The 25,305-nt window shown below is 44.8% G+C and carries 24 protein-coding genes and 1 other RNA gene; 13 read left to right on the top strand and 12 right to left on the bottom strand.

What is annotated here, in order from left to right; genetic code table 11:
• Window positions 1–38 precede the first annotated feature (38 nt).
• A complete protein-coding gene (gene tkt, locus R7O12_RS01625; protein ID WP_005381028.1) occupies window positions 39–2,033 on the top strand; it encodes a transketolase in 1,995 nt (664 codons plus the stop codon).
• A gap of 91 nt (window positions 2,034–2,124) precedes the next feature.
• Here the strand turns inward: tkt and R7O12_RS01620 are convergent, their stop codons facing one another.
• Window positions 2,125–3,018 carry a LysR family transcriptional regulator gene (locus R7O12_RS01620; protein WP_017633561.1) on the bottom strand — a complete coding sequence of 298 codons (894 nt, stop codon included), beginning with the start codon at window positions 3,016–3,018 and terminating at the stop codon, window positions 2,125–2,127.
• 140 nt (window positions 3,019–3,158) lie between these two features.
• On the opposite strand from R7O12_RS01620, the gene R7O12_RS01615 reads away from it, so the two are divergent.
• The 5 genes from R7O12_RS01615 to mscS all read left to right on the top strand — a co-directional run bounded on the left by R7O12_RS01615 (window position 3,159) and on the right by mscS (window position 10,124).
• Window positions 3,159–5,117 (top strand): ligand-gated channel protein, encoded by a 1,959-nt coding sequence (locus R7O12_RS01615; RefSeq protein ID WP_054575406.1) that lies wholly within the window; start codon window positions 3,159–3,161, stop codon window positions 5,115–5,117.
• Between the two features lie 135 nt (window positions 5,118–5,252).
• The gene (gene epd, locus R7O12_RS01610; RefSeq protein ID WP_005384545.1) at window positions 5,253–6,290 is read left to right on the top strand and encodes an erythrose-4-phosphate dehydrogenase; all 1,038 of its coding nucleotides are present in this window, start codon (window positions 5,253–5,255) and stop codon (window positions 6,288–6,290) included.
• A gap of 151 nt (window positions 6,291–6,441) precedes the next feature.
• Window positions 6,442–7,602 carry a phosphoglycerate kinase gene (locus R7O12_RS01605; RefSeq protein WP_005384547.1) on the top strand — a complete coding sequence of 387 codons (1,161 nt, stop codon included), beginning with the start codon at window positions 6,442–6,444 and terminating at the stop codon, window positions 7,600–7,602.
• A gap of 154 nt (window positions 7,603–7,756) precedes the next feature.
• Window positions 7,757–8,833 carry a class II fructose-bisphosphate aldolase gene (fbaA, locus tag R7O12_RS01600; RefSeq protein ID WP_005380996.1) on the top strand — a complete coding sequence of 359 codons (1,077 nt, stop codon included), beginning with the start codon at window positions 7,757–7,759 and terminating at the stop codon, window positions 8,831–8,833.
• Window positions 8,834–9,257: 424 nt separating this feature from the next.
• A complete protein-coding gene (gene mscS, locus R7O12_RS01595; protein WP_005380995.1) occupies window positions 9,258–10,124 on the top strand; it encodes a small-conductance mechanosensitive channel MscS in 867 nt (288 codons plus the stop codon).
• A 47-nt stretch (window positions 10,125–10,171) separates the two neighbouring features.
• Here mscS and R7O12_RS01590 read toward each other — a convergent pair whose 3' ends face one another.
• Together R7O12_RS01590 and R7O12_RS01585 are read right to left on the bottom strand one after the other, a co-directional pair.
• Window positions 10,172–10,654 carry a YbaK/EbsC family protein gene (locus tag R7O12_RS01590; RefSeq protein WP_005380994.1) on the bottom strand — a complete coding sequence of 161 codons (483 nt, stop codon included), beginning with the start codon at window positions 10,652–10,654 and terminating at the stop codon, window positions 10,172–10,174.
• 26 nt (window positions 10,655–10,680) lie between these two features.
• Window positions 10,681–11,310 carry a LysE/ArgO family amino acid transporter gene (locus R7O12_RS01585; protein WP_213907433.1) on the bottom strand — a complete coding sequence of 210 codons (630 nt, stop codon included), beginning with the start codon at window positions 11,308–11,310 and terminating at the stop codon, window positions 10,681–10,683.
• 147 nt (window positions 11,311–11,457) lie between these two features.
• On the opposite strand from R7O12_RS01585, the gene R7O12_RS01580 reads away from it, so the two are divergent.
• Both R7O12_RS01580 and R7O12_RS01575 read left to right on the top strand, forming a co-directional pair.
• A complete protein-coding gene (locus tag R7O12_RS01580; protein WP_132936935.1) occupies window positions 11,458–12,354 on the top strand; it encodes a LysR family transcriptional regulator ArgP in 897 nt (298 codons plus the stop codon).
• Window positions 12,355–12,562: 208 nt separating this feature from the next.
• Window positions 12,563–13,255: an oxidative stress defense protein gene (locus R7O12_RS01575; RefSeq protein ID WP_005384550.1), complete on the top strand. Its 693-nt coding sequence runs from the start codon at window positions 12,563–12,565 to the stop codon at window positions 13,253–13,255.
• A 71-nt stretch (window positions 13,256–13,326) separates the two neighbouring features.
• Here the strand turns inward: R7O12_RS01575 and serA are convergent, their stop codons facing one another.
• The 5 genes from serA to R7O12_RS01550 all read right to left on the bottom strand — a co-directional run bounded on the left by serA (window position 13,327) and on the right by R7O12_RS01550 (window position 16,650).
• Window positions 13,327–14,559: a phosphoglycerate dehydrogenase gene (gene serA, locus R7O12_RS01570; RefSeq protein WP_005384551.1), complete on the bottom strand. Its 1,233-nt coding sequence runs from the start codon at window positions 14,557–14,559 to the stop codon at window positions 13,327–13,329.
• Between the two features lie 274 nt (window positions 14,560–14,833).
• Entirely contained in the window at window positions 14,834–15,490 is a 657-nt protein-coding gene (gene rpiA, locus R7O12_RS01565; RefSeq protein WP_005380982.1) for a ribose-5-phosphate isomerase RpiA, read from the bottom strand.
• 53 nt (window positions 15,491–15,543) lie between these two features.
• Window positions 15,544–16,143: a 5-formyltetrahydrofolate cyclo-ligase gene (locus R7O12_RS01560; RefSeq protein WP_005384552.1), complete on the bottom strand. Its 600-nt coding sequence runs from the start codon at window positions 16,141–16,143 to the stop codon at window positions 15,544–15,546.
• A gap of 5 nt (window positions 16,144–16,148) precedes the next feature.
• A non-coding RNA gene (gene ssrS, locus R7O12_RS01555) (6S RNA) lies at window positions 16,149–16,333 on the bottom strand.
• A gap of 8 nt (window positions 16,334–16,341) precedes the next feature.
• Window positions 16,342–16,650: a cell division protein ZapA gene (locus tag R7O12_RS01550; RefSeq protein ID WP_005384553.1), complete on the bottom strand. Its 309-nt coding sequence runs from the start codon at window positions 16,648–16,650 to the stop codon at window positions 16,342–16,344.
• A gap of 249 nt (window positions 16,651–16,899) precedes the next feature.
• Here R7O12_RS01550 and R7O12_RS01545 point away from each other — a divergent pair, with 249 nt between their 5' ends.
• Genes R7O12_RS01545 through R7O12_RS01535 form a run of 3 tightly spaced genes read left to right on the top strand, consistent with a single transcriptional unit; the run spans window position 16,900 to window position 19,920 of the window.
• A complete protein-coding gene (locus tag R7O12_RS01545; RefSeq protein WP_005380976.1) occupies window positions 16,900–17,478 on the top strand; it encodes a YecA family protein in 579 nt (192 codons plus the stop codon).
• 23 nt (window positions 17,479–17,501) lie between these two features.
• On the top strand, window positions 17,502–18,680 hold the full coding sequence (ubiH, locus tag R7O12_RS01540) for a 2-octaprenyl-6-methoxyphenyl hydroxylase (RefSeq protein ID WP_017633555.1): 1,179 nt from the start codon (window positions 17,502–17,504) through the stop codon (window positions 18,678–18,680).
• 31 nt (window positions 18,681–18,711) lie between these two features.
• Complete coding sequence (locus tag R7O12_RS01535) at window positions 18,712–19,920, top strand: FAD-dependent 2-octaprenylphenol hydroxylase (protein WP_017633554.1); 1,209 nt, start codon at window positions 18,712–18,714, stop codon at window positions 19,918–19,920.
• 65 nt (window positions 19,921–19,985) lie between these two features.
• On the opposite strand, the gene R7O12_RS01530 is transcribed toward R7O12_RS01535, so the two are convergent.
• The 3 genes from R7O12_RS01530 to ygfZ form a co-directional block, all read right to left on the bottom strand.
• Window positions 19,986–20,192, bottom strand: coding sequence for a DUF1107 domain-containing protein (locus R7O12_RS01530; RefSeq protein ID WP_005380970.1), 207 nt, complete (start codon window positions 20,190–20,192; stop codon window positions 19,986–19,988).
• A gap of 638 nt (window positions 20,193–20,830) precedes the next feature.
• Window positions 20,831–21,304: an aminoacyl-tRNA deacylase gene (locus R7O12_RS01525; protein ID WP_213874890.1), complete on the bottom strand. Its 474-nt coding sequence runs from the start codon at window positions 21,302–21,304 to the stop codon at window positions 20,831–20,833.
• Window positions 21,297–22,265 (bottom strand): tRNA-modifying protein YgfZ, encoded by a 969-nt coding sequence (gene ygfZ, locus R7O12_RS01520; protein WP_213891983.1) that lies wholly within the window; start codon window positions 22,263–22,265, stop codon window positions 21,297–21,299. The genes R7O12_RS01525 and ygfZ overlap by 8 nt, the downstream gene beginning before the upstream one ends.
• 189 nt (window positions 22,266–22,454) lie before the next feature.
• Here ygfZ and R7O12_RS01515 point away from each other — a divergent pair, with 189 nt between their 5' ends.
• Together R7O12_RS01515 and R7O12_RS01510 are read left to right on the top strand one after the other, a co-directional pair.
• A complete protein-coding gene (locus R7O12_RS01515; protein ID WP_005380951.1) occupies window positions 22,455–22,715 on the top strand; it encodes a succinate dehydrogenase assembly factor 2 in 261 nt (86 codons plus the stop codon).
• The gene (locus tag R7O12_RS01510) at window positions 22,684–23,145 is read left to right on the top strand and encodes a protein YgfX (protein ID WP_230623489.1); all 462 of its coding nucleotides are present in this window, start codon (window positions 22,684–22,686) and stop codon (window positions 23,143–23,145) included. The genes R7O12_RS01515 and R7O12_RS01510 overlap by 32 nt, the downstream gene beginning before the upstream one ends.
• A gap of 22 nt (window positions 23,146–23,167) precedes the next feature.
• On the opposite strand, the gene nadB is transcribed toward R7O12_RS01510, so the two are convergent.
• Window positions 23,168–24,781: an L-aspartate oxidase gene (gene nadB / locus R7O12_RS01505; protein WP_025998529.1), complete on the bottom strand. Its 1,614-nt coding sequence runs from the start codon at window positions 24,779–24,781 to the stop codon at window positions 23,168–23,170.
• Window positions 24,782–25,305: the final 524 nt, after the last annotated feature.

The following is a 25,305-nucleotide window of genomic DNA, read 5'->3' as shown; positions in this document are numbered from 1 at the left end:
CCTACTTTTCGTTTCGCTTAATGTACTCAGGAGCAGACATGTCGTCTCGTAAACATCTTGCCAATGCAATTCGTGCTCTAAGCATGGATGGTGTTCAACAAGCTAACTCAGGCCACCCAGGCGCACCAATGGGTATGGCTGATATCGCTGAAGTTCTTTGGCGCTCTCACCTAAACCATAACCCTTCAAACCCAGAGTGGGCCGACCGCGATCGCTTTGTGCTGTCAAACGGTCATGGGTCAATGCTTATTTACTCTCTACTGCACTTAAGCGGTTACGAGCTATCTATTGACGATCTGAAAAACTTCCGTCAATTGCACTCAAAAACCCCAGGTCACCCAGAGTACGGCTACGCGCCTGGTATCGAGACAACAACGGGTCCTCTAGGTCAAGGCATAACTAACGCTGTTGGTATGGCGATCGCAGAGAAAGCACTAGCGGCACAGTTCAACAAAGAAGGTCACGATATCGTTGACCACTTTACGTATGTGTTCATGGGTGACGGCTGTCTAATGGAAGGCATCTCGCATGAAGCATGCTCTCTTGCTGGGACGTTAGGTCTAGGCAAACTGATCGCGTTCTGGGATGACAACGGCATTTCTATCGACGGTCACGTTGAAGGCTGGTTCTCTGACGATACACCTAAGCGTTTTGAAGCGTACGGCTGGCATGTAATCCCAGCAGTCGATGGTCACGACTCAGACGCGATCAACGCAGCAATTGAAGCAGCAAAAGCGGACCCACGTCCTACGCTTATCTGTACCAAAACAATTATCGGTTTCGGTTCTCCTAACAAGTCTGGTTCGCACGACTGTCACGGTGCACCACTAGGTCACGATGAAATCCAAGCGGCTCGCGAATACCTAGGTTGGGAGTACGGCCCATTTGAGATCCCGGCAGATGTTTACGCTGAGTGGGATGCAAAAGAAGCGGGCGCCGCGAAAGAAGCAGCTTGGAATGAAAAATTCGAAGCATACGCTGCAGCTTACCCTGCTGAAGCGGCAGAGCTTAAACGTCGTCTAAACGGCGAACTTCCTGCACAGTGGGAAGAAAAAGCGAACCAAATCATTGCCGATCTTCAAGCAAACCCAGCGAACATTGCATCACGTAAAGCATCGCAAAATGCACTAGAAGCGTTTGGTCAAATGCTTCCTGAGTTTATGGGTGGTTCTGCTGACCTAGCGCCTTCTAACCTGACCATGTGGTCTGGTTCTAAGTCTCTAGAAACGGAGGACTTCTCTGGCAACTACATCCACTATGGTGTACGTGAATTCGGTATGACTGCTATCATCAACGGTATCGCATTGCACGGTGGTTTCGTTCCTTACGGCGCAACATTCCTAATGTTCATGGAATACGCTCGTAACGCAATGCGTATGGCTGCGCTGATGAAAATTCAGAACATCCAAGTTTACACGCATGATTCGATCGGTCTTGGCGAAGATGGCCCAACTCACCAACCTGTTGAGCAAATGGCGTCTCTACGTGTAACTCCAAACATGAGCACATGGCGCCCATGTGACCAAGTTGAGTCTGCAGTTGCATGGAAACTAGCGATTGAACGTAAAGATGCACCAACTGCACTTATCTTCTCTCGTCAAAACCTAGCGCAACAAGAGCGTACTGCTGAACAAGTCGCAGACATCGCGAAAGGTGCTTACATCCTGAAAGATAGCGAAGGTAAGCCTGAGCTAATCCTTATCGCAACAGGTTCTGAGGTTGAGCTTGCAGTGAAAGCCGCTGAGCAACTAACTTCAGAAGGCAAGAAAGTACGCGTTGTTTCAATGCCATCAACAGATGCATTCGATAAACAAGACGCTGCTTACCGTGAATCTGTACTGCCATCAGACGTAACGGCACGTATCGCTATTGAAGCGGGCATTGCGGATTTCTGGTACAAGTACGTAGGCTTCGACGGTCGCATCATCGGTATGACAACATTCGGTGAATCAGCACCTGCTGGTCAGCTATTCGAGATGTTTGGCTTCACGACTGAAAACGTAGTGAACACAGCTAAAGAATTGCTAGCGTAATTGCAGGACCGTCTAAACAGTCGAACGTAAACGACGATTGTTAAACGCTAAAGTTAGAAAGGCCATCATTATGATGGCCTTTTTATTTTTGTCAGGTTTTCCAACCTTGTGGAATGCTTTGGTGAATGCAGTCTAAAAGTACGGATAAGCGCAGTGGTGGTCGTCCTGCTGGTGTATAGCAGTTAATGGAAATAGGCTCAGAAAGCCAACCTTCTAAGCAAGGTGTGATTCGCCCTGGGTGATGTTTCTCATAGCCGCATGCTGTCCAAGTCGGCAGCAGTCCAATACCATGACCATTCGCGATACTGTCTATTTGCATTGCTATGTTGTCGCTGTATAAGCGACTAACAAAGGGCTCTAAAAAGAACTCACCGTGTTGAGGGTGTGCTAGCATCAATCCATTTTCTTGCACTGAACCAAAATCGATCCATGGGTGTGCTTCAAGTTCTTTGGGGTGCGGTATAGGCCCATGTTGTTTTAGATAATTTGGAGAGGCAAAAGGCGTATAGCGAAATACCCCCAGCACTTCTTTTCGCCAGTCTAGCTCTTTACGTTCACCGAGCCAGATGAACAAATCTGGGTCATGATGCGCCTCAGAAAAGTCACTGGTAAGTTGAACTCTAACATCGGGATTATCAGCAAGAAAACGATTGAGTACGCCACCGAGCCAGCTTCTAACTAAGGCAGTGTGACAAACAATATGCAGTGGCCCTGAAACTTGGTTCGTTAAACCTTGCAGTGCATCATAACTCTCTTCGCTTAACTCAAGAATCTGGCGGCTGTAGTGGGCAAAGATCTCTCCAGCTCTTGTCAGAACTAATCGATTACCTTGCCTAGCGGTTAGAGCCTGACCGAAGTCTTCTTCTAATTGTGCCAAGCGACGACTTAGCGTTGATTTTGGCTGATTAAGGGCTTTAGCAGCGGCTGTCAAACTTTTATGCTGATTGAGCGCATCAAAGGCTCTAATTGATGCTAAGTCGTGCATATTTCTTTTACTCCTTACTGCGTTATGTACGAGTTCCATAAATGGAAAGAACCGTTCCATAACTCTCACTATGCATCTCATTCTATTTGTGAATAATTCACTTTCGAAAATAATAATCATTATCAATTATGGAGATGTAGATGTCTACTCTTAGACTGCCAGTTATTACCGCAACTGGTATTTTAGCCTTCGTCAGTGTCCCTCATGTTTTTGCCAATGATGCAGTTTCTAAAATGGAAACAGTGGTTGTAACTGCATCAAGTTATGAGCAATCTCAAGCGGACGCGCCTGCAAGTATTAGTGTGATTTCACGTGAGGAGTTGGACTCCCGTTATTACCGCGATGTGACTGATGCACTAAAAAGTGTGCCAGGTGTTGTCGTGACAGGTGGTGGTGATACCACCGACATTAGTATCCGTGGTATGGGTTCTAAATACACTTTGATACTGGTCGATGGTAAACGTCAAAGTACGCGTGAAACTCGTCCAAATAGTGACGGCCCTGGTATCGAACAAGGTTGGTTACCTCCTCTTCAAGCGATTGAGCGAATCGAAGTTATTCGTGGCCCAATGTCGACGCTTTACGGTTCTGATGCGATTGGTGGTGTGATTAACGTCATCACACGAAAAGATGCGCTAGAGTGGACGGGTAATGTTCAACTGGGCACGGTACTACAAGAGAATAGTCGCTCAGGGGGAGAGCAGAGCGCGAACTTTTTCGTTAATGGTCCGTTGGCTGAAAATTTATCTCTCCAAGTATATGGTCAGTACACAACCAGAGAAGAAGATGACATCGAATACGGTTATGAAGATAAAGATATGCAGAGTATCTCTTCAAAACTGACTTACCAGATTAATGATCGCCACTCGGTGCAATTAGAAGGCGGCACGTCGGCACAAAGTCGTCGTGGTAATGTAGGCCTTTCAGTGCCGACCACTGGGTGTCGTGGTGGGTGTGAAGACTCACTGAATGAATATCGTCGTAATTACGTAACGGTAAGCCACAACGGTGATTGGGATTCGATTGGCATTTCAGATACTTACTTACAGCGAGAAGAGAGCGAGAACAAATCTCGTGAGATGACGATCACCAACACCACGTTCAAATCGAGCTTGGTGACTGGTATCGGAAACCATACGTTGACGACGGGTGTGGACGCCACTCATGCAGAGCTTGAGGATTTCACCTCCAACAAAGCGTCATCGAAGACTGAAACATCGAATACGCAGTGGGCTGTTTTCATTGAAGATGAATGGAGAATCGCTGATCCGTTTAGCGTTACGCTTGGTGGTCGTCTAGATCATGACGAAAACTATGGCGCGCACTTTAGTCCGCGTGTTTACGGTGTATGGCGAGTTGATCCGTCTTGGACGGTGAAAGGCGGTGTGGCAACAGGTTTCCGTTCTCCACAATTACGTGAAATTACTCCTGGCTGGGCGCAAGTCAGTGGTGGCGGTAATATCTACGGTAACCCAGATCTTGACCCTGAAACGTCGCTAAACAAAGAAATCAGCGTCTTGTATCAAGGTGATTCTGGCTTAGATGTTTCTTTGACAGCGTTCCATAACGAATTCAAAGACAAGATCACACGTGTTGTTTGTCCAGACACTATCTGTACTGATGGTCCAAACCAATGGGGCGCAGATCCAACGTACCGTATTAACGTGGATGAAGCCGTCACACAAGGTATTGAAGCGACCTTAGCATCGCCGTTAACGGAAACCATTTACCTTAGCTCGAGCTACACATTTACCGACTCAGAGCAAAAAACAGGTGAATACAAAGGCATGCCGCTGCAGCAGTTACCAAAGCATCTGTTTAATGTGGATGTGACTTGGCAAACGACAACAGATCTAGAGAGCTGGGCGAAAGTCACGTACCGAGGTAAAGAAATGGATCCGGTTACTGGCCCATCAAGAAACAGTATCGTAGAGCCAGCTTATACCTTTGTGGACGCCGGTGTGACATACCAGTTAACCGACAATACTCGTATTAAAGGCGCTATCTATAACTTGCTGGACGAGGAAATCAGTTACGAAGAATACGGATATATTGAAGATGGTCGTCGCTACTGGTTAGGTTTAGACGTCGCATTTTAATTATCTATCGTTGTAATAAGGTCGAGCATAGTCTCGACCTTTTTTAATCCTGCTTTACTGTGATTCAACAGGTGCGTTTGTCAGCCTGATCAGGTAGTATCTGTAACACGAAATTTTTGGTAGGGCGAAGGATAAATGCTAAAGGTTGCGATCAATGGATTTGGACGTATAGGTCGTAATGTTCTGCGAGCGGTGTATGAAAGCGGAAAACACCAGCAGATCAAGGTTGTGGCGGTTAACGAACTAGCACAGCCAGAGGCGATGGCACACCTACTGCAATATGACACCAGTCATGGTCGCTTTGGTAAAAAAATTTCCCATGACCAAGAACATTTGCATGTTCATCATGACAGCGGTGAATATGATTCCATTCGCATTCTCCACCTCTCCGAAATCGAATTACTTCCTTGGCGTGATTTAGAAGTTGATATCGTCTTGGATTGCACTGGCGTATTTGGTTCGCAAGCGGATGGGCAAGCGCATATAGAAGCTGGCGCGAAGAAAGTACTGTTTTCGCACCCGGGCGCAAACGACCTAGATAATACGATTATCTATGGCGTGAACCACGAAACTCTGAAAGACGAGCACCGTGTTGTCTCCAATGGCTCTTGCACCACCAACTGTATCGTTCCCATCATTAAAGTATTAGACGAAGCCTTCGGCATAGAGTCTGGCACCATTACCACAATTCATTCGTCCATGAACGATCAACAAGTAATTGATGCGTATCATAACGACTTACGCCGTACCCGCGCTGCAAGCCAATCTATTATTCCGGTGGACACTAAGTTGCATAAGGGGATTGAAAGAATCTTCCCGAAATTTTCCAACAAATTCGAAGCAATTTCTGTTCGTGTTCCAACGGTTAACGTCACTGCAATGGATTTAAGTGTCACAATTAGTACAAATGTGAAAGTTAATGACGTAAATCAAACCATTGTTAACGCATCTCAGTGTACATTACGTAACATTGTTGACTATACTGAATCGCCACTCGTTTCCATCGACTTTAACCACGACCCCCATAGTGCGATTGTGGATGGAAGCCAGACTAGAGTGAGTAACGGGCAACTCGTAAAAATGCTCGTTTGGTGCGACAACGAATGGGGCTTTGCTAACCGGATGCTGGATACTGCCTTAGCAATGCAAGCTTCTTCGCAAGTGGAACAGTAATGACGAAGAAGTGATGGAGAATTTTTATTTCTAGCCTTGAAATAAATCCATAATATCTCCATATCTATAACCAGTTTGAAGAATTAACAGGCTTGGCAGGGTTGCCGAGTTTTCAAAAACTTTAATTATTAAATATTTGAGAGGACACATCATGTCTGTAATCAAGATGACTGACCTGGATCTTGCAGGTAAACGTGTATTTATCCGTGCTGACCTAAACGTGCCAGTAAAAGACGGTAAAGTAACTTCGGATGCACGTATCATCGCATCTCTTCCAACTATTAAGCACTGCCTAGAAGCAGGCGCTAAAGTAATGGTTACGTCTCACCTAGGTCGCCCAACTGAAGGTGAATACGCTGAAGAGTTCTCTCTACAACCAGTTGTTAATTACCTAAACGACGCACTAGATTGCGAAGTGAAGCTAGCAAAAGACTACCTAGATGGCCTAGAGCTAAATGCGGGTGAACTTGTTGTTCTTGAAAACGTTCGCTTCAACAAAGGCGAAAAGAAAAACGACGAAGAGCTATCTAAGAAATACGCAGCACTATGTGACGTATTCGTAATGGACGCATTCGGTACGGCTCACCGTGCTCAAGCATCTACTCACGGCGTTGGTATGCACGCAGACGTAGCATGTGCTGGTCCTCTACTAGCGAACGAACTAGAAGCGCTAGGCAAAGCAATGGACAAGCCAGCTCGCCCAATGGTTGCTATCGTTGGTGGTTCAAAAGTATCTACTAAGCTAACGGTTCTTGAGTCTCTATCTAAAATCGCTGACCAACTCGTTGTTGGTGGTGGTATTGCTAACACATTCATCGCAGCTGCTGGCCACAACGTTGGTAAGTCTCTATACGAAGCAGACCTAGTTGAAACAGCTAAGAAGCTAATGGACGAGTGTGCAATTCCAGTAGCAACTGACGTTGCATGTGCGAAAGCATTTGACGAGAACGCAGAAGCTGAAATCAAGCACGTTTCTGAAGTACAAGACGACGACATGATCTTCGACCTTGGTCCAGATTCAACTGCTGAACTAGCTGAAATCCTTAAAAACGCTAAGACTATCCTATGGAATGGTCCAGTAGGCGTATTCGAATTCAAGAACTTCGAAGCAGGTACTAAAGGTATCTCTGAAGCTATCGCAGCTTCTGAAGGCTTCTCTGTTGCTGGTGGTGGTGACACGCTAGCGGCTATCGACAAGTTCGGTATCAAAGCGGATGTATCTTACATCTCTACTGGCGGCGGCGCTTTCCTTGAGTTCGTAGAAGGTAAAGTTCTTCCAGCAGTAGAAATGCTAGAAGCACGCGCTAAGTAATTAAAGCAAAGCGGGGGAGTGATTCTCCCGCTTTCTTGTTTGCTGCAACGTGTGAGGAACTCTGCTAGAATAGCCTCAGTTGTGAGCAAACGTTTGCAAGATTTTCAACTTAACAAGTTTTGTTTAAAAACGACAGATAAATAGGATTACATCCATGTCTAAGATCTTCGACTTCGTAAAACCAGGTGTTATCTCTGGCGATGACGTTCAGAAAGTATTTGAAGTTGCAAAAGAAAACAGCTTTGCACTTCCAGCAGTAAACTGTGTGGGTACTGACTCTGTAAACGCAGTACTTGAAGCAGCTGCAAAAGTTAAAGCTCCAGTTATCGTTCAGTTCTCTAACGGTGGCGCTGCTTTCTTTGCTGGTAAAGGTCTAAAACTTGAAGGTCAAGAAGCTCAAATCCTAGGTGCTGTTGCTGGTGCGAAATACGTTCACGCTGTAGCTGAAGCTTACGGTGTTCCAGTAATCCTACACACTGACCACGCAGCTAAGAAACTACTTCCTTGGATCGACGGTCTACTAGACGCTGGTGAAGAGTACTTCGCGCAAACTGGTAAGCCACTATTCTCTTCTCACATGATCGACCTTTCTGAAGAGTCTCTAGAAGAGAACATCGAAATTTCTGCTAAGTACCTAGAGCGCATGGCTAAAATGAACATGACTCTAGAAATCGAACTAGGTTGTACTGGTGGTGAAGAAGACGGCGTTGACAACTCTGATATGGATGCGTCTGAGCTATACACTTCTCCAGAAGACGTTGCATACGCATACGAGAAACTAAGCGCAATCAGCCACCGTTTCACTATCGCAGCATCTTTCGGTAACGTACACGGCGTATACAAGCCAGGTAACGTTGTACTAACTCCAACTATCCTACGTGATTCTCAAGCGCACGTTTCTGAGAAATTCGGTCTTCCAGCGAACTCTCTAAACTTCGTATTCCACGGCGGTTCAGGTTCTTCTCTAGAAGAAATCCGTGAATCTATCGGCTACGGTGTAATCAAAATGAACATCGATACTGATACACAGTGGGCTACTTGGGATGGTATCCGTAAGTTCGAAGCTGAAAACCACGATTACCTACAAGGTCAGATCGGTAACCCAACGGGTGAAGATGCACCAAACAAGAAGTACTACGATCCACGCGTATGGCTACGTGCAGGCCAAGCTTCAATGGTTACTCGTCTAGAGCAAGCATTTGCTGACCTTAACGCAGTTGACGTACTATAATCGTTACTGATTAAGTTACTTAAAAACCCGCTCTCTGAGCGGGTTTTTTTATGTCTATCACTTTCTTCCCCGCTGCTTTCTCCCGATATTTTTATGCGTTAGGTTGTATTTGCTAGTGAGATATCTCACCTTTAACGTTTTTTTAAAGAAAACATGGGAATATCAGTCTTAAGAGTGGCGAAATCAGAGTGCATTGCGTAACCTGTAACAAGTCAGTGTCAGAAAGCTCTGATAAAGTCTTGTTTTGCATATCTTTGCGAAACTCTGACTTTGAAAAAAGTCAGAGTTGGGATATTGTGCCAAAAATCTGACACTGTTCAGTGGAGCAATAGGGATGTTGTTTTAGAAAAGAGCCTTTAAAAAACAAGGTTCATAAATTAACGGCAATTGGATTTATATCTCTTTATTTTTGAGGATAAGAATTATGGCAGGTGAATCGGTGGGTATCGATACCACTTTAACGGATGGTCTAACTCAGGCTGAAACTTGGCTGACAAACAATTCAGATCTACTGGTTCAGTACGGTGTGAACATTATCTCTGCGCTGCTTATTCTGTTTATCGGTAATCTTATCGTTAAGGCAGTCGCTGGTAGTGTTTCTAAAGTACTAGAAAAGAAAAACATGGATAAGGCCGTCGTTGAATTTATTCACGGTCTTGTTCGTTACTTGCTATTTGTAATCGTGCTAATCGCGGCTCTTGGTCGATTAGGAGTTCAAACCGCTTCTGTTGTTGCTGTGATTGGTGCGGCAGGTCTTGCTGTTGGTCTTGCACTACAAGGTTCACTATCAAACTTTGCAGCAGGCGTACTTATTGTTGCGTTCCGTCCATTCAAATCAGGCGACTACGTAGAAATCGGTGGTGTAGCGGGTAGTGTTGAAGCAATTCAAATCTTCCAAACAGTTCTAAAAACACCAGACAACAAAATGGTTGTTGTGCCTAACTCTTCAGTTATCGGCGGTGCCATTACTAACTACTCTCGCCATGCGACACGACGTGTCGACCTAGTGATTGGTGTTTCATACAAAGCAGACCTTAAACTAACCAAGAAAGTGATTCGTGAGACGCTAGAGAAAGATCCACGTATCTTGAAAGACCCAGATATCACAATTGGTGTACTTACGTTAGCAGACTCTTCAGTTAACTTTGTGGTTCGTCCATGGGTGAAAACTGCAGATTACTGGGGCGTATACTTTGATGCAATGCAAGGTATTAAAGAAGCATTGGATGAAAATGGTATCGAGATTCCATTCCCACAAATGGATGTTCACCTGAACAAAGTCGACGCTTAATCAAAAGCAGTCGATATTCAAAAGCGAGGCCAATAGGCCTCGCTTTTTTATATTTCGTAAAGGGTGTGATGACCAGCAAGTAAGAGGCGTTTTAGATGTTTACCTGCAAATCCAAATGTGAACTCAGGTAAGCCAGGCGTATAGAGCAACTCTTGATGTTGATAGAGATTGGTATCAACAATGATAGTGATGTATTCCGGTAAGCCTATTGGGCAAACCGCGCCGGGTACGCAACCTAACACTTCGACCATTTCATCGTCATTACAAATAGAGGGACGTTTACCTGTAATCGCTTTAATCTGCTTGGCATCGAGGCGCGAGTCCTTATCTGTCAGATAAACCGCGTAACCTTGTCCTTTGAGTGTTAAAAAGAGGCTTTTGGTATGCGTACCCGTCCAACCAAGCTCTCTCGCAATACGTATATCTGTCTCAAAGTCTAAGATGGCTTCGTGCTGCCATTCCCGAAAAGGAATAGAGAGCGCGTTGAATCGCTCTCTATTGTTGTTATAAATACGTTTTAGTGACTCCATGTCTTTGCTGCCTTACTACCTTATGATTACCAATACTTATCAATAAGCTCACTCGCTAAGATATACGCTATTGTGAACATCATCATTGCGATTGCAATGTCGATGGTTTTTTTCACTTTTGGTTTAGAGAGTGTTGGACCTAGTTTGGCGGCTCCTATCGATAAAGTGTAGAACCAAACAAAGGAAGCCATAATCGTACCTAGTGCAAAAGCAATGCGATCATGGCCTTCAAATTGTCCACCGATCGAACCTAGAATAACGACTGTATCTAAATATAAGTGCGGATTAAGCACAGTAACGGCTAACGCACCTAGAATAACCGTTCGACGACCTCGAGCTACGATCTCCCCTTTTGATTCCGATTCACTCTCCGGCTTAAAAGCACTTTTTAGTGAGAGCAGTCCATAGAAGCTCAAGAAAGCAATACCACCAAGTGTCACCGACGTCAGTAAGATTTCATTTTTAGACAGAATTGCACCACCACCAAAAATACCTAGAGAGATGAAAATCATATCTAGCACGCTACAAATAGTGGCGGTTGTTAGGTGGTGGTTACGCTTTATGCCTTGATTCAAAACATACGCATTTTGCGCGCCGATCGGAATGATCATTGATGCTCCTAAACCAAAACCTTGCAATAGAACCCACAAGCTCACACTTCACCTCACTTCAAAATAACAAATACATTTACAGAAAAGGGAAAGATAAAGCGTTTATCTAAATAAGTATAATTAATGATTTTAATCTTACATTAGATAGACTAATTTAACGGGAGGCGTTTGATCAAGAGTGAGAGGAAAGGTATGCGAGGGTTAGATTACAAATGGATTGAGGCATTAGACGCTATAGTTTATCAGGGTAGCTTTGAGCGTGCTGCCGAGCATTTATTTGTTTCTCAATCCGCCATTTCTCAACGTATCAAGCAGTTAGAGAAGTTTCTCGCGCAGCCTGTTTTAATTCGAAGCCAGCCACCTAAGCCAACGCCAATTGGTAAAAAATTGTTGGGTCTTTATCGGCGAGTACGCTTGCTAGAGCATGAAATTCTCCCCGAACTAAAAAATGATACCAGTACGCGACCTGTGCAACTCTCTTTAGCGACTAATGCAGATAGCCTTGCAACATGGCTACTGCCAGCGCTGAAAAATGTTATGAAGCAGCGTCAAGTTGAACTAAAACTGACTATCTATGGTGAATACCGCTCTATTGAAAAACTCAAAAGTGGCGAAGTGACAGGAGCGATCAGCTTGGAGTCCCAGCCAATCCCCGGATGCAGAGCAGACTATTTAGGTCGCATCGATTATGTTTGTGTCGCGAGCCCAGAGTTCTATCAGCGTTATTTTTCTAAAGGCGTAAATAATCAGACATTGGCAAAAGCACCGGCCGTTTCATATGACCAATATGATGATCTACATAAAACATTTCTTACCGAGCATTTTAACGTCAATCCTGACAGCGTTATTCATCACAACATCAGTAGTTCTGAAGCGTTTCTAAAAGTGGCGTTAGCTGGTGTTGCTTATTGCTTGATCCCCCGCTTGCAAATTACCGACGAATTAGACAGAGGTGTGTTGGTTGATGTGACTCCAGGTTTTTTAATGTCCCATCGGATTTATTGGCACCACTGGCAGTTAGAAACTGGGGTATTACAAGAAATCTCACACGCGATAGTCGGGTATGCGCAGGAGCATCTACCTCAATAAGTTTGTCAGAGCTGCATATCGTTAACTTAAGTGTGTTTTGTTTAAAAATTACGCCAATGTTACATAGTCAAAGTTGTGTTAGAAGTCACTATGGGTGCTTGGATAATCGGCGGAAGTTTCTATTATGAAACCACACGCTTTCTCAGCCATGATAGTGATGTTGGAATCTGAGATTAAGTACTTAATTTTGTATGGATGGATTTATTGAATGAAATTGTATTCATTTTTGCTGGCTTCAGCACTCAGCCTTACCAGTGCTTCAGTTTTGGCGAATACGCCAGAGTTTGCTCATGTTACGACAACGGGGTATGGCGAAGTGACGGCCACACCTGATATGGCTACGTTTTCTGTAAAAGTAGTCGATACGACAATGACGGCCGAACAAGCGAAATTGTCCGTAGATAAAACCGTTGAAGAGTTTCTAAAAAGCTTATCGGATGCCGGCTTGTCAAAAGACAATATTACTAGCTCGAATTTATACCTTGCTCCTCAGTACCATTACCCTAAATCAGGGAAAGCAGAACTTGTTGGGTATCGAGCATCTCGCAGTATTGATGTCACGGTGACGGATCTGAAAAACCTTAACCAATACCTAGATATGGCGTTAGAAGCGGGAATTAATCAGGTTGATAATATTCAACTTAAGGTAAGCAACCAAGCCGAGTATCAGCAAAAGGCACGAATGGCTGCGATTAAGGACGCAAGAGAAAAAGCAGGGTCATTAGCGACTGGTTTTGAGAAAAAGTTGGGCGATGTATGGCAGATCAATTACAGACAGATGCACGTTCAGCCTGTGTTAATGCGTTCAATGGCGATGGATAGTAAAGAAGGAGCGAATAGCTACCAAGATTCAACTATGATCATTCGCGATCAAGTCGATGTCATTTATAAGCTAAAGTAAGGCTTAGCAAACAGTAAAAAGCAAAAGGCAGGGAGTCATAACCCCTGCCTTTGTCGTTTCTGTTTCACTGTTTAGTGCAGGATACGAGCACGGATTGTGCCTTCAATGTTTTTGAGCTTTGTTAGAGCTTCTTCTGAGCGTTCAGTTTCAACGTCGATCACTACGTAGCCTATTTCAGCGGCTGTTTGTAGGTACTGCGCGGCAATGTTAATGCCTTCTTCAGCAAAGATGGTGTTGATCTGAGTTAGGATACCAGGACGGTTCTTGTGGATATGAAGCAGACGAGAACACTCACCACTGTGTTCTGGTAATGACACTTCAGGGAAGTTTACGCTTGAAAGTGTCGAGCCATTATCAGAGTACTTAGCCAGTTTACCCGCCACTTCTAAGCCGATATTCTCTTGCGCTTCTTGCGTTGAACCACCAACGTGTGGAGTGAGGATGACGTTATCGAATTTTTGTAAAGGAGACTCGAACGGGTCAGCATTCGTTTTTGGTTCAGTTGGGAATACATCAATTGCAGCGCCGGCAAGGTGACCAGCTTCTAAGCTATGGCAAAGTGCAGGAATATCCACAACGGTGCCACGTGCCGCGTTGATAAAGATGGAACCTGGTTTCATTCGAGCAAATTCAGCTTCACCCATCATGTTTTTCGTTTCCGGTGTTTCGGGAACGTGCAAAGAAATCACATCACATTTGTTCAATAGTTCACTCATGGTATGTACTTGCGTCGCATTACCAAGGGACAGTTTGTTCTCAATATCGTAGTAGTAAACGCGCATACCTAAGTTTTCGGCAATAATACCAAGCTGCGTACCAATGTGACCGTATCCGATAATGCCAAGGCACTTACCACGAGCTTCGTAAGAGTTGTCTGCACTTTTCTTCCAAATACCGCGATGTGCAAGTGCATTCTTTTCAGGAATACCACGCACTAGTAAAAGGATTTGCCCAAGTACAAGCTCTGCCACGCTTCGAGTGTTAGAGAATGGTGCATTAAAGACAGGAATACCGCGTTTTGCTGCTGCATCTAGGTTTACTTGGTTAGTACCAATACAAAAACAGCCAATTGCAACCAGCTTGTTCGCCGCATTGATTACCTCTTCGGATAGGTTCGTACGGGAGCGGATACCAATGAAGTGCACGTCTTTTACCGCTTCAATTAGTTCTTCTTCCGGAAGGGAACCTTTATGGTATTCAATGTTGGTATAACCAGCTGCTTGAAGAACTTCAACTGAAGAAGGGTGGAGTCCCTCTAACAAGAGGATCTTAATCTTTTCTTTTTCCAGTGAAACTTTGGCCATTTTTTCTCGTCCTTAAAATGGAAAGGTGGGCTAATGTGGCGCACATTGGGCAAAACTATTAAAAAGGGGATAATTAACAGTTTTGTAGGAAGACAAACGTTTCCCTGTGCGTCTTCTGTTCAATAAAGTAACAAAAAAAAATTGCTTTGGGTAAGAAAATTACGGAATAAGAGATAATTTTCTTATAGAAAGGAATAAAAAACGGTGCCTTGCAGCACCGTATGTAATGAAATAACAGAAAAGTGAACCAGATAGGTTCATTTTGGGCTGTTATTTATTCTTCAATTTTTGCACCTTCTGGTGTGCCAGTGATCACTACGTCAGCACCACGATGAGCGAAAAGACCCACAGTCACCACACCAGCGATGCCGTTTATTTTGTCTTCCATTTCTTTCGGGTTGGTAATTTGCATATTGTGCACATCCAGAATCACGTTGCCGTTGTCAGTCACAACGCCTTCACGGTAAGCTGGATCACCACCTAGTTTTACCAATTCACGAGCCACGTAAGAGCGTGCCATTGGGATTACTTCAACAGGCAATGGGAACTGGCCAAGTACGTCAACTGCTTTAGTGCCGTCAACGATACATACGAACTTATCAGAGATTGCTGCGACAATTTTCTCACGAGTCAGAGCCGCGCCGCCGCCTTTGATCATTTCACGTGCTGGGTTGATCTCATCTGCGCCATCAACATACACATCCAGCTTCATTACATCGTTACACTCGTATACTTCAATACCAAGCTCTTTAAGGCGCTCAGTTGAAGCGACAGAGCTAGACACTGCACCTTTAATATCATCTTTGATAGTGCCTAGTGCATCGATGAAGTGATTCACGGTAGAGCCAGTACCAACACCGACAATGCTGCCTTTCTCAACATATTTTAGTGCTGCCCAACCAGCCGCTTTTTTCATTTCATCTTGAGTCATGCCAATCTCCTGAATAGATGTTCGTTAACGTTTGCGGGCGTGATTATAGCGGCTTACTTGTCACTTTCCCATTGCCATATTTGGCTTGGGGTCACGATCTTAGGTAATGGAATATCCCAGCTTTCAATTGGTAAGCGTTCTACATGTTGGCAGTCATGAGCGATACCGACAGGTTTAGCACCCTCTCCAGTTATAAACCAACGTGACAGAGTACGATCGTAGTACCCTCCGCCCATGCCTAAGCGGTGTCCGATACTGTCGAACCCAACTAAAGGCGTGCAGATTAAATCAAGCTGGCGAACGGGTTTGAGGTGTCTGATATCGAGCTTGGGCTCTAAGATGCCGTACTTGTTGTAGACGAGCTGTTCATCACTTATATACTGAAGAAACAGTAACTGACCTTTAGAAAAGGGATGGATGACGGGCAGATAAACCGATTTTCCCTGTTGCCATAACCATTCAATGAGCGGTTTAGTATCAAGCTCACCGTCTGCAGAAAGGTAGATGGCAATATGTTGCGCCTGATCGATTTCAGGAAGTTGGGAAAATTGAGTAATAAGGTCGATTCCCGCTTGGTATTGCGTATCACTGCACAGAGCGTTGCGCTTTTCACGAATCAGTTTGCGGAAGTCTTGTCGAGAGAGGTCTGACATAGAGAGAATACCCCAGGGTGCCGTTGAGGATTGTGGCCCTTGAACCAGCTGGTTCAAGGCGGATCAGCAATGACAACCGTAGGCTTCTCGGTGCATGCCGAGCTTGCTCAATAGTTACCAAATACTAACCCTTAGGTATTGCTTATCGGCTCAGGGACTTAAATCCTGCTGACGCACACCCCAGGGTAAATTTTGTATTTACTGCTGTCCTTGCGTAACTTTGCTTAGTGCGTTCTCTAAAGACGCGGTGAGCTTTTCCATTCGCTCAGTAATTTCTTGCTGTTGACCATTGGATTCGTATGACTTGGTGTGCAACTCATAGCAAATATTCAATGCAGCAAAGGTCAGCAGTTGGATTTCATTGGTTACCTTAGTACGTTCGCTCATTTCTTTCAATCGGCGATCCAGATCTTTTGCCGCTGCAACAAGAGACTCTTCTTGTCCTGTCGGACAATTCACTCGTGTAAGTTTGCCTAATATTTCAACGTCGATCGCTTGATTGCTCATGATGAATAAACTCTATATTCGCGCTATCTAAGGTGTTGCTTCATACAACTACCGAGGAGCAAACTATAGGAAAACCGCTATTAAGATTCAAGCATTTCCCATCACAGAAAGAGAAATGATGACGAGATCACACAGGAATTGGGCAAATTGAACAAATGCTGTCCAAAATTGAATTTGATAGCCGTTTCAGACCACTAACCTTGATGGTAGGATATACCAATACATTATTACGTAAGAATGAGCCAAGTTATGAGTGAAATCACCCTTCCTGAATACCAATCTATTGCTGCTGAACTGCAATCGGCAAGCCTAGCAGTGACACCGGCGGAGTTACATGGCTTATTTGTTGGCATGTTAAGTGGTGGATTGGCGATCAATGATCAAACTTGGCAGCCGATTCTTTTTGACTACACCAATGATGGGATGGGGTGGCCCTCGACAGCACTCACTTTTGCTCAGAGCATATTCAACGTTACTGTTAATGAGCTTACTGGCACGTCAATGGAGCTGTCTTTACTATTGCCAGATGAGCCGGGCGAAGAAGGCTTATTCGCATTAGCTGACAGTGTGTCCGACTTTGTAAACCACTTTATTTCTGGGTTAGGTCTAGCAGGCGTTGCGCTTAATAAAGCATCTGATGACGCTAAAGAAGCACTGGCTGACCTAGAAGAGATTGCCAAATTAGGCATCGATGAAGATGACGATCTTGGTGAACAAGCGCAATTGCTAGAGCAAGTGATTGAGCACATCAAAGCTTGCGTACTAACGATTCATGCTGAATTTGGTGTTCGTCCTGAAAGCAGCGACAAAAAACCTACTATTCACTAATCGTAGACCGTCCAGAGGTTAGTATGAAGCAATATGATGTAGTCATTGCTGGTGGTGCCATGGCTGGTGCAACGTTAGCATTGGCGATTGACCATTTGTCTCAGGGAAAGCTCCGCATTGCCGTCGTTGAGCCTTTTAAAGCACAATCAGATATGCACCCTGGTTTTGACTCTCGCTCAATCGCATTGTCTTACGGTACTGTCAATCTGTTGCGTCAACTACAGCTCTGGACGTCAGTAGAACCGTTTGTCACACCCATTGAACATATCCACGTTTCTGACCGTTCTCATGCTGGGATGACGGAGATTACCAAGCAAGAGGTTGGGGTTGAAGCTCTAGGGTATGTTGTAGAATTAGCCGATGTTGGGCGTGTATATCAAGAATTATTAGACAGCAGCGAATCAATTACGCTGTTTTGTCCTGACTCCGTTACCGATATCGAGCGCGAGCAAAACTGTACCCATGTGACGTTGAAAAGTGGTGAGCAACTTGAAGCAAAACTGCTGGTGGCTGCAGATGGTGCTGTTTCGACCTGTTGTCAGAAAATTGGTCTAGAACTTTCTGAGCAAGATTTTGAACAAGTGGCTGTCATTGCCAATATTGTGACTCAAGAACCTCATCAAGGTAGAGCCTTTGAACGTTTTACTGAAAATGGCCCTGTTGCTTTATTGCCAATGAGTGACAATCGAATGTCCTTAGTTTGGTGTTTGCACCCTGAAGAAGCCCAAGCCGTTCTTGAGTTATCTGATCAAGCATTTCTCCAGCATTTACAGAACGATTTTGGTTGGCGTTTAGGCGCGATGAAAAAAGTGGGGCGTCGTGCAAGTTACCCATTGCTTCTTCGCCATCGAAAGCAAAATATTTCACATCGCTTTGCGATTGTTGGAAATGCGGCGCAAACGCTGCACCCGATAGCTGGACAAGGCTTTAATCTCGGTATTCGCGATGTAGTCTCACTAGCAGAAGAAATTGTGCACCAAAGTGAGGATGTGGGTCTTTATCAAGGCCTGATGCGCTTTAGTCAACGTAGAGAAGCAGATCGAAGCGAAACTATTTGGCTAACCAGTGCCTTGGTGCATGTTTTTTCAAATGATTTACCCGCGATGCGAATTGGCCGAAATACTGCCTTAGCAGCGATGGATAACCTTTCTATTTTTAAGCAGCCGCTACTACGCCATACACTTGGCTTGGTAAAACGATGAACGGCCGCACTGAATTAGGTAATAAAAAGCAATGATGCAAAGTGTAGATATCGCCATCATCGGCGGAGGGATGGTTGGGTTGGCACTTGCTGCCGCGTTCAAAGACAGTGATCTGCGTGTCGCCGTTATTGAAGGTAAAGTGCCAGATGATTCGTTGAAAGAATTGCCCGATGTTCGTGTGTCTGCGCTGAGCCGCTCTAGTGAGACGATTTTGCGTAAACTTGGTGCTTGGCAGGGCATAGAACAGCGCCGAGCTTCACCTTACCATGGCATGGAAGTATGGGAACAAGATAGCTTTGCCAGTATTGAATTTAATGCACAAAGTATGGCACAACCTGATTTAGGGCACATTGTTGAGAATCGTGTGATTCAACTTGCGCTGCTTGAACAAGTCCAAAAGCTCGATAACGTCACTATGTTTATGCCTGCACGTTGCGCGACTCTCGCGGTCGGTGAGCAAGAAAGCTGGCTGACGCTCGATAATGGCCAAGCCATGACCGCTAAATTAGTGGTCGGAGCCGATGGGGCGAATTCGTGGCTTCGCCATCAAATGGATATTCCATTAACGCATTGGGACTATGGTCATCATGCTTTGGTCGCGAATGTCAAAACTGCTATGCCACACAACAGCATTGCGCGCCAGATATTTACTCCTCACGGACCGTTGGCATTTTTGCCAATGTCGCAACCAAATATGTGCTCTATTGTTTGGTCCACGGAGCCAAATCGAGCAGAGCAGTTAGTGGCGATGAGTGAACATGATTTCAATAAAGCGTTGACGAGTGAGTTTGATGCTCGACTTGGTCTATGTGAAGTAGTGGGAGAGCGTGCTGCGTTTCCTTTGAAAATGCGCTATGCGCGAGATTTTGTCGTCGAGCGAGTCGCGCTGGTTGGTGATGCGGCCCATACCATTCACCCATTAGCGGGGCAGGGTGTGAATTTGGGTTTATTAGATGCGGCCAGTCTTGCTCAAGAGGTGTTAGCACTTTGGAAGCAGGGACAAGATATCGGTAGTAAACGCAACCTAAGAAGCTACGAGCGTTGGCGAAAAGCGGAAGCGGCAAAGATGATCGCTACTATGCAAGGGTTTCGAGATTTGTTCTCTGGCGAGAACCCTGCTAAGAAGCTTGTTCGTGGCATTGGCTTGAGTTTAGCGGGGCAACTGCCGGGAGCGAAAGATGAGATCATGAAGCGCGCGCTTGGTTTAAAGGGACACTTGCCGGATCTGGCGCGTCAGTAAGTGCAAAGCGAACTTCAAATACACAAAAGGCTGGTTAATCCAGCCTTTGTTTTATCAACATTTTGCTAAGCATATGCGCATCGGAGTTTCATTATTTCTTGATTGATCTCTTTGACCGCTCGGAAATGGCGTTGCTCTGCTTTCTCCGGCAGTATTAACTTACCGTTATCAAACTCGAATCTACCGACCCCGTAAATATAAATTCTTCCTTTAAAAAGACGACTTATATGTTTAGCAATCATACTTGGTGTATAGCGCTTAAACAGTCTCATATTTACTTTCCTTTTATCTAACCTAGCCTAGGTATTCTACGTTCTGGACGCGAAAATTATTGTGACAGCAATAGTATTAAATACAGATGTAGGGTGTTGCGTCAGAGAGTTGTGTTGTCTTAGACAATTTGACAGTGTCATCTCTTAAATAGCGTGAGGATTACCCCAAAAATAACCTCTCTAAAGGAACCCTTACCCAATACACTCCTTTTTACGTGACGCATTAAGCAATAGTTTTGTTACAGAATTAAGAATAGAACGAAAACGGTTGTTTGCTAGTTGTTTCTATTAAGGTCGTGCTTCGCGTAACACACTTTACGTTCTAACGATTAGAGGAAATGAAAGAGAAAAAGTTCCACGTAAAAAAAAGCCCGCTTCAGCGGGCGAATAGTCACAGATGCATTACACAAAAGTGGATAACTAACTGCATGAATGCTGTCACTCAGCTAGCTGACTCACTTTATATTGGTTAAGTGCTTGTTTGAAACTTAACCAACAAATTCAGCATATACGAGTTTTATCTTTGTGACTATTTATGTTTTATATGTGATTAAAAATTCTCATGTCTATTTTTGTAGATATGAGCGAGATCACGCAGTGATAGAAACACTACGTGTCATTACATTGTTTTTAGACGATTAACGACAGATCTCAGCTACGGTCGGCTGGCACAATTGGATAAGATCTTGAATAGAAAGCGCCAGCCCAGCCATTCGATCGCCACTGCTGATCGTGACTTCCTGTTCTTCTAGTAAGCTGGGGTCGAACACGATTGGCATATGACGTTTGAGTAACAGAGGAGTGACAGTACCAACTTTGTAACCAGTGATGGACTCAACATCGGCTTGATCAACACAAGTCATCCGGCGACATTTCAGTAACGAGCGCACTTTTTTGGGATCAACGCTACGATCACCTGGTGCACAGGCGAGTGCATATTGATTACCCATGTCTCGTAGCAAGATTGCTTTCACCATTTGAGAAGGGCGAATGCCGCGTTGGTGCGCGACATCCTCAATGGTGGTTGCTGGTCTTTGATGCGGTAACAGACGAAACGGAACGTGTTGGTCTGTGAGAAATTGCATCAAAGGAGTATTGATTGTATTACTCATCATCAAGACTGTAAGGCAGTGATTCGATTGTCCATTCACATTCTGGTTGCGCAACTAAACGAAGACGAGTGTCTTCATCGAGATTATTAGGCAGTACGATCAGGCCAATCGCGTGATTGTCACTGAACTGGTAGTGATTTAATAAAGCACCTACTGAACGCCAGTTTTCACCTACGCTGCGTTCGAGCTCAATTGGTTCGTCACTGAATGGAGCAGAAGTTGCACCTTTTACGATATACATCGCACGTTTATTGGTACCGCGATACTTCGCTCGTGCTACCGTTTCTTGTCCCGTGTAGCAGCCCTTTGTGAAGCTTATGCCTCCTAAAGCTTGCACGTTAAGTGCTTGTGGAATGTGAGCATTCTGCGCGGATGCAGAGACAAATGGTAAACCTGCCTCAATATCGAAACGATTCCAAAGCTCATTTGTCGTAAAGACAGCGTCGGTAGTTTCAACGATTTGCTGTGCTTCTGGCGCACTTAATATCAGTAACCAGCGCTCTTGTGCAACTTGCACGGCTGTGCCACCGTCAACTGGGCGAACGCTGCCAGTTGTCTTGCTCATTGTTGAAATGAATTCGTCGGCTTTGACGCCAGCAACACCTAAGATAACGTCATCAGAAGCTTCAATCGTTACTTTAGAGAAAATGGCGTATTTCTTTATTTCACTAAGTTCTACGTCAATCGCCGATTTTGGTTGGATCATGCCGTAGCCATCATGATGATGGAAAAGGCGGAACACGCTCCACACTTTGCCTTTCGCATCACAATGTGCGCCCAGTGTTGATTGGTCTTGTTCTAAAGAAACAACATCGCAGGTAACCTGACCTTGTAAGTATGATTTTTTATCATCACCGATCATGGTGATCATGCCGAAGTTATCCAGCAGTGAGATAGATAACTCTGGAAGTGCGTCTTGAGTTGAGAGAGGTAATGCTGAAAAACGAGTTTGCCATTCCATAATTACAATGCCTTTTGAAGATATTTTTCCGCTATGTTATACCCAAATAACCTTGAGATACTAGGGGAGCGATTTACGAATCAACATTTGTCTGCTTTCACTATCGTATTGTGACCCGCACACTAGTGACGTAGCACATCCCTTGTTACACTCCGCACTAACAACAAGACATCTATGAAGGAATAGTGAATGTACACTCCGGAAGAAAAAGCGCGTATTAAATGGGCTTGTCGTCGAGGCATGCTTGAGCTTGACGTAGTAATTATGCCGTTTTTTGAAGAGTGCTTTGATACTCTGAGTGAACAAGAGCAGCGTGACTTTGTTTCTTTACTTGAATGCGATGATCCTGATCTGTTTACTTGGGTAATGGGGCATGGCCGTAGCGAAAATTTAGGTCATGCAGCAATGGTTGATAAAATTGTCGCCCATAACCTCAGCAAAGTTCGTTAATTTTACTGCTTCTCCCTCTCTGACTGCCCGAGTCCTCAATGTTGTACTTTTCTTATTGATGACTTGGGCTGTTATCTTCTCTAGCATTCCGCTCGTATTATCGACTTATTTGTTATTACTGATTGTTAAGGCTCTCTCAAGCCAAGGCCTTGTTCAACCTACAAGTCATGGGCATTGGTATGTGCACTGCGATGGCTCGGTTAGGTTTGATGCCCTTGAGTATGGCGAATACTCGGAAGATATTGAGTCCGAAAAGGGTCATTTACAGCGAGTCGATACATCGGCATCACCATTCAAGATAACATTCCAATTGCAATCTGGCCGTAGTGTTACGATTTGGCGTGATAGCTGTGACGATGAGCAGTATCGTCAACTATCTTTGGTATTACGCCAATGGGAAATGAAACAGGGAGCTAATGCTCCCTGCTGATGTAATAGTTTAATTGGTAAAGTTAAAGCTGTTTAGCTGGAACCAAAATCGTTGGTCCGCTGTTTTCCAGTTGGTTCGGATAGTCAAGCGTGTAGTGCAAACCTCGACTCTCTTTACGCTGCATCGCACAACGAACCATCAACTCTGCTACTTGTAAAAGGTTACGCAGTTCTAATAAGTTGTTCGACACTCGGAAATTGCTGTAGTACTCGTGTGTTTCTTGTTGCAACAGTTGGATACGGCGTAAGGCGCGCTCTAAACGCTTGTCAGTTCGCACAATGCCCATGTAGTCCCACATAAACAGACGAAGCTCGTGCCAGTTGTGCTGAATGATCACTTCTTCATCACTATTGGTTACTTTACTTTCATCCCAACATGGCACCTGTGAGGGTAGCTCAACGTTAGTGTGATGTTTTAGAATATCTTTTGCCGCAGACCAAGCATAAACCACACATTCGAGAAGTGAGTTTGATGCCATGCGGTTAGCACCATGCAGCCCGGTGTAGCTAACTTCACCAATCGCATACAAATTTTTCAGATCGGTGCAGCCATTTCTATCCACCATGACACCGCCACAAGTGTAGTGTGCAGCAGGTACGATTGGGATTGGCTCATTAGTCATGTCAATGCCCAAGTCCATCAAACGTGAATAAATGGTAGGGAAGTGTTTCGTAATAAAGTCAGCAGGCTTATGACTGATGTCGAGATACATACAGTCGGCGCCTAAACGCTTCATTTCGAAGTCGATAGCACGAGCCACGACGTCACGCGGAGCAAGCTCTTTACGTTCATCGAAATCTGGCATAAAGCGAGAACCATCTGGACGACGCAGGTAAGCACCTTCGCCACGTAACGCTTCAGTTAGCAAGAAGTTACGTGCTTCTGGGTGATATAAACACGTCGGATGGAACTGGTTAAATTCCATATTAGCCACACGACACCCTGCACGCCAAGCAATCGCAATACCATCACCAGACGACACATCTGGGTTAGAGGTGTATTGATAAACCTTTGAAGCACCACCTGTAGCGAGAACCACAAATTTGGCTCGCACGGTTTCGACATGCTCTTCGTTGCGGTTCCAAATATAAGCACCGATAACTTTGTTTTTATCACCGCCAATTTTGTCTTCGGTGATTAAGTCCAGAGCATTATGACGTTCGAGAACATGAATGTTTGGATGATTATGAGCGTTATCTTGCAGGGAGGTTTGCATCGCCATACCTGTCGCATCTGCCGCGTGGAGAATACGACGACGGCTATGACCACCTTCACGAGTTAAGTGGTAGCGAGGTTCATCGTCAGAGTCATCTTCTTCACGATCAAATGGGACACCACCGTCAATCAACCACTGTACACACTCTTTTGAATGCTCAGCAATGAACCTCACGGTCTCCTCATCGCAAATACCATCCCCGGCGATTTGCGTGTCTTCAACGTGTGAATCAATGGTGTCTGACTCATCAAATACGGCAGCGATACCGCCTTGAGCATAGTAGGTTGCCCCTTCGCTGCGTGGTCCTTTACTCAGCACCATCACCTTACAGTGGTTAGCAACGCGCAAAGCCAACGACAAACCTGCCGCGCCACTCCCTACCACTAATACATCACACTCATGTTCACGATTTGTGTTCATATAACTTTTATAATCCCAAGCTAAGGTAACAAAGTTACCTTGTGTATTATTTGCACACCATGTGCATTCCATTATCGCGACATCTGTCGCTAAGGGCTAAGTTGGGAGACCTATCGACGTCCGTGTTACGGCGGTGACTGAGCCACTCTTCTTTTTCATGCAGAGCATGAGCATGCTTCCTAAGTTATAATTTGTAACGCGGTGTTCAGATAGCCATTAGCCATGCAAATGAAAAGTAATAGTTTGTCAATGCCATTGCTTTTCCATGCTCGACCCAGCACAATCTGGGACAGAGATCATTCATTATACCCATTTCCCTCCAAGATGCTCGCTTGTCAAACTTAGACTAAAGTCAGGCAGCGGTGGTCATTTGGGTACAGACATCACACTGTGAAAAAACAATGACAAAAAACTTGAGAAACCATGGAACTTTCTCATTCACGTTAGGGTCACAATAGTGCTCAAGTAAGCAGTGGTGTCAATACTACGTTTTGCATAATTAGTACCCATATCTGAGAAGAGTA

The organism is Vibrio sp. Vb1574, assembly GCF_033338675.1.
This window is presented reverse-complemented; position numbering and strand designations above follow the sequence as displayed.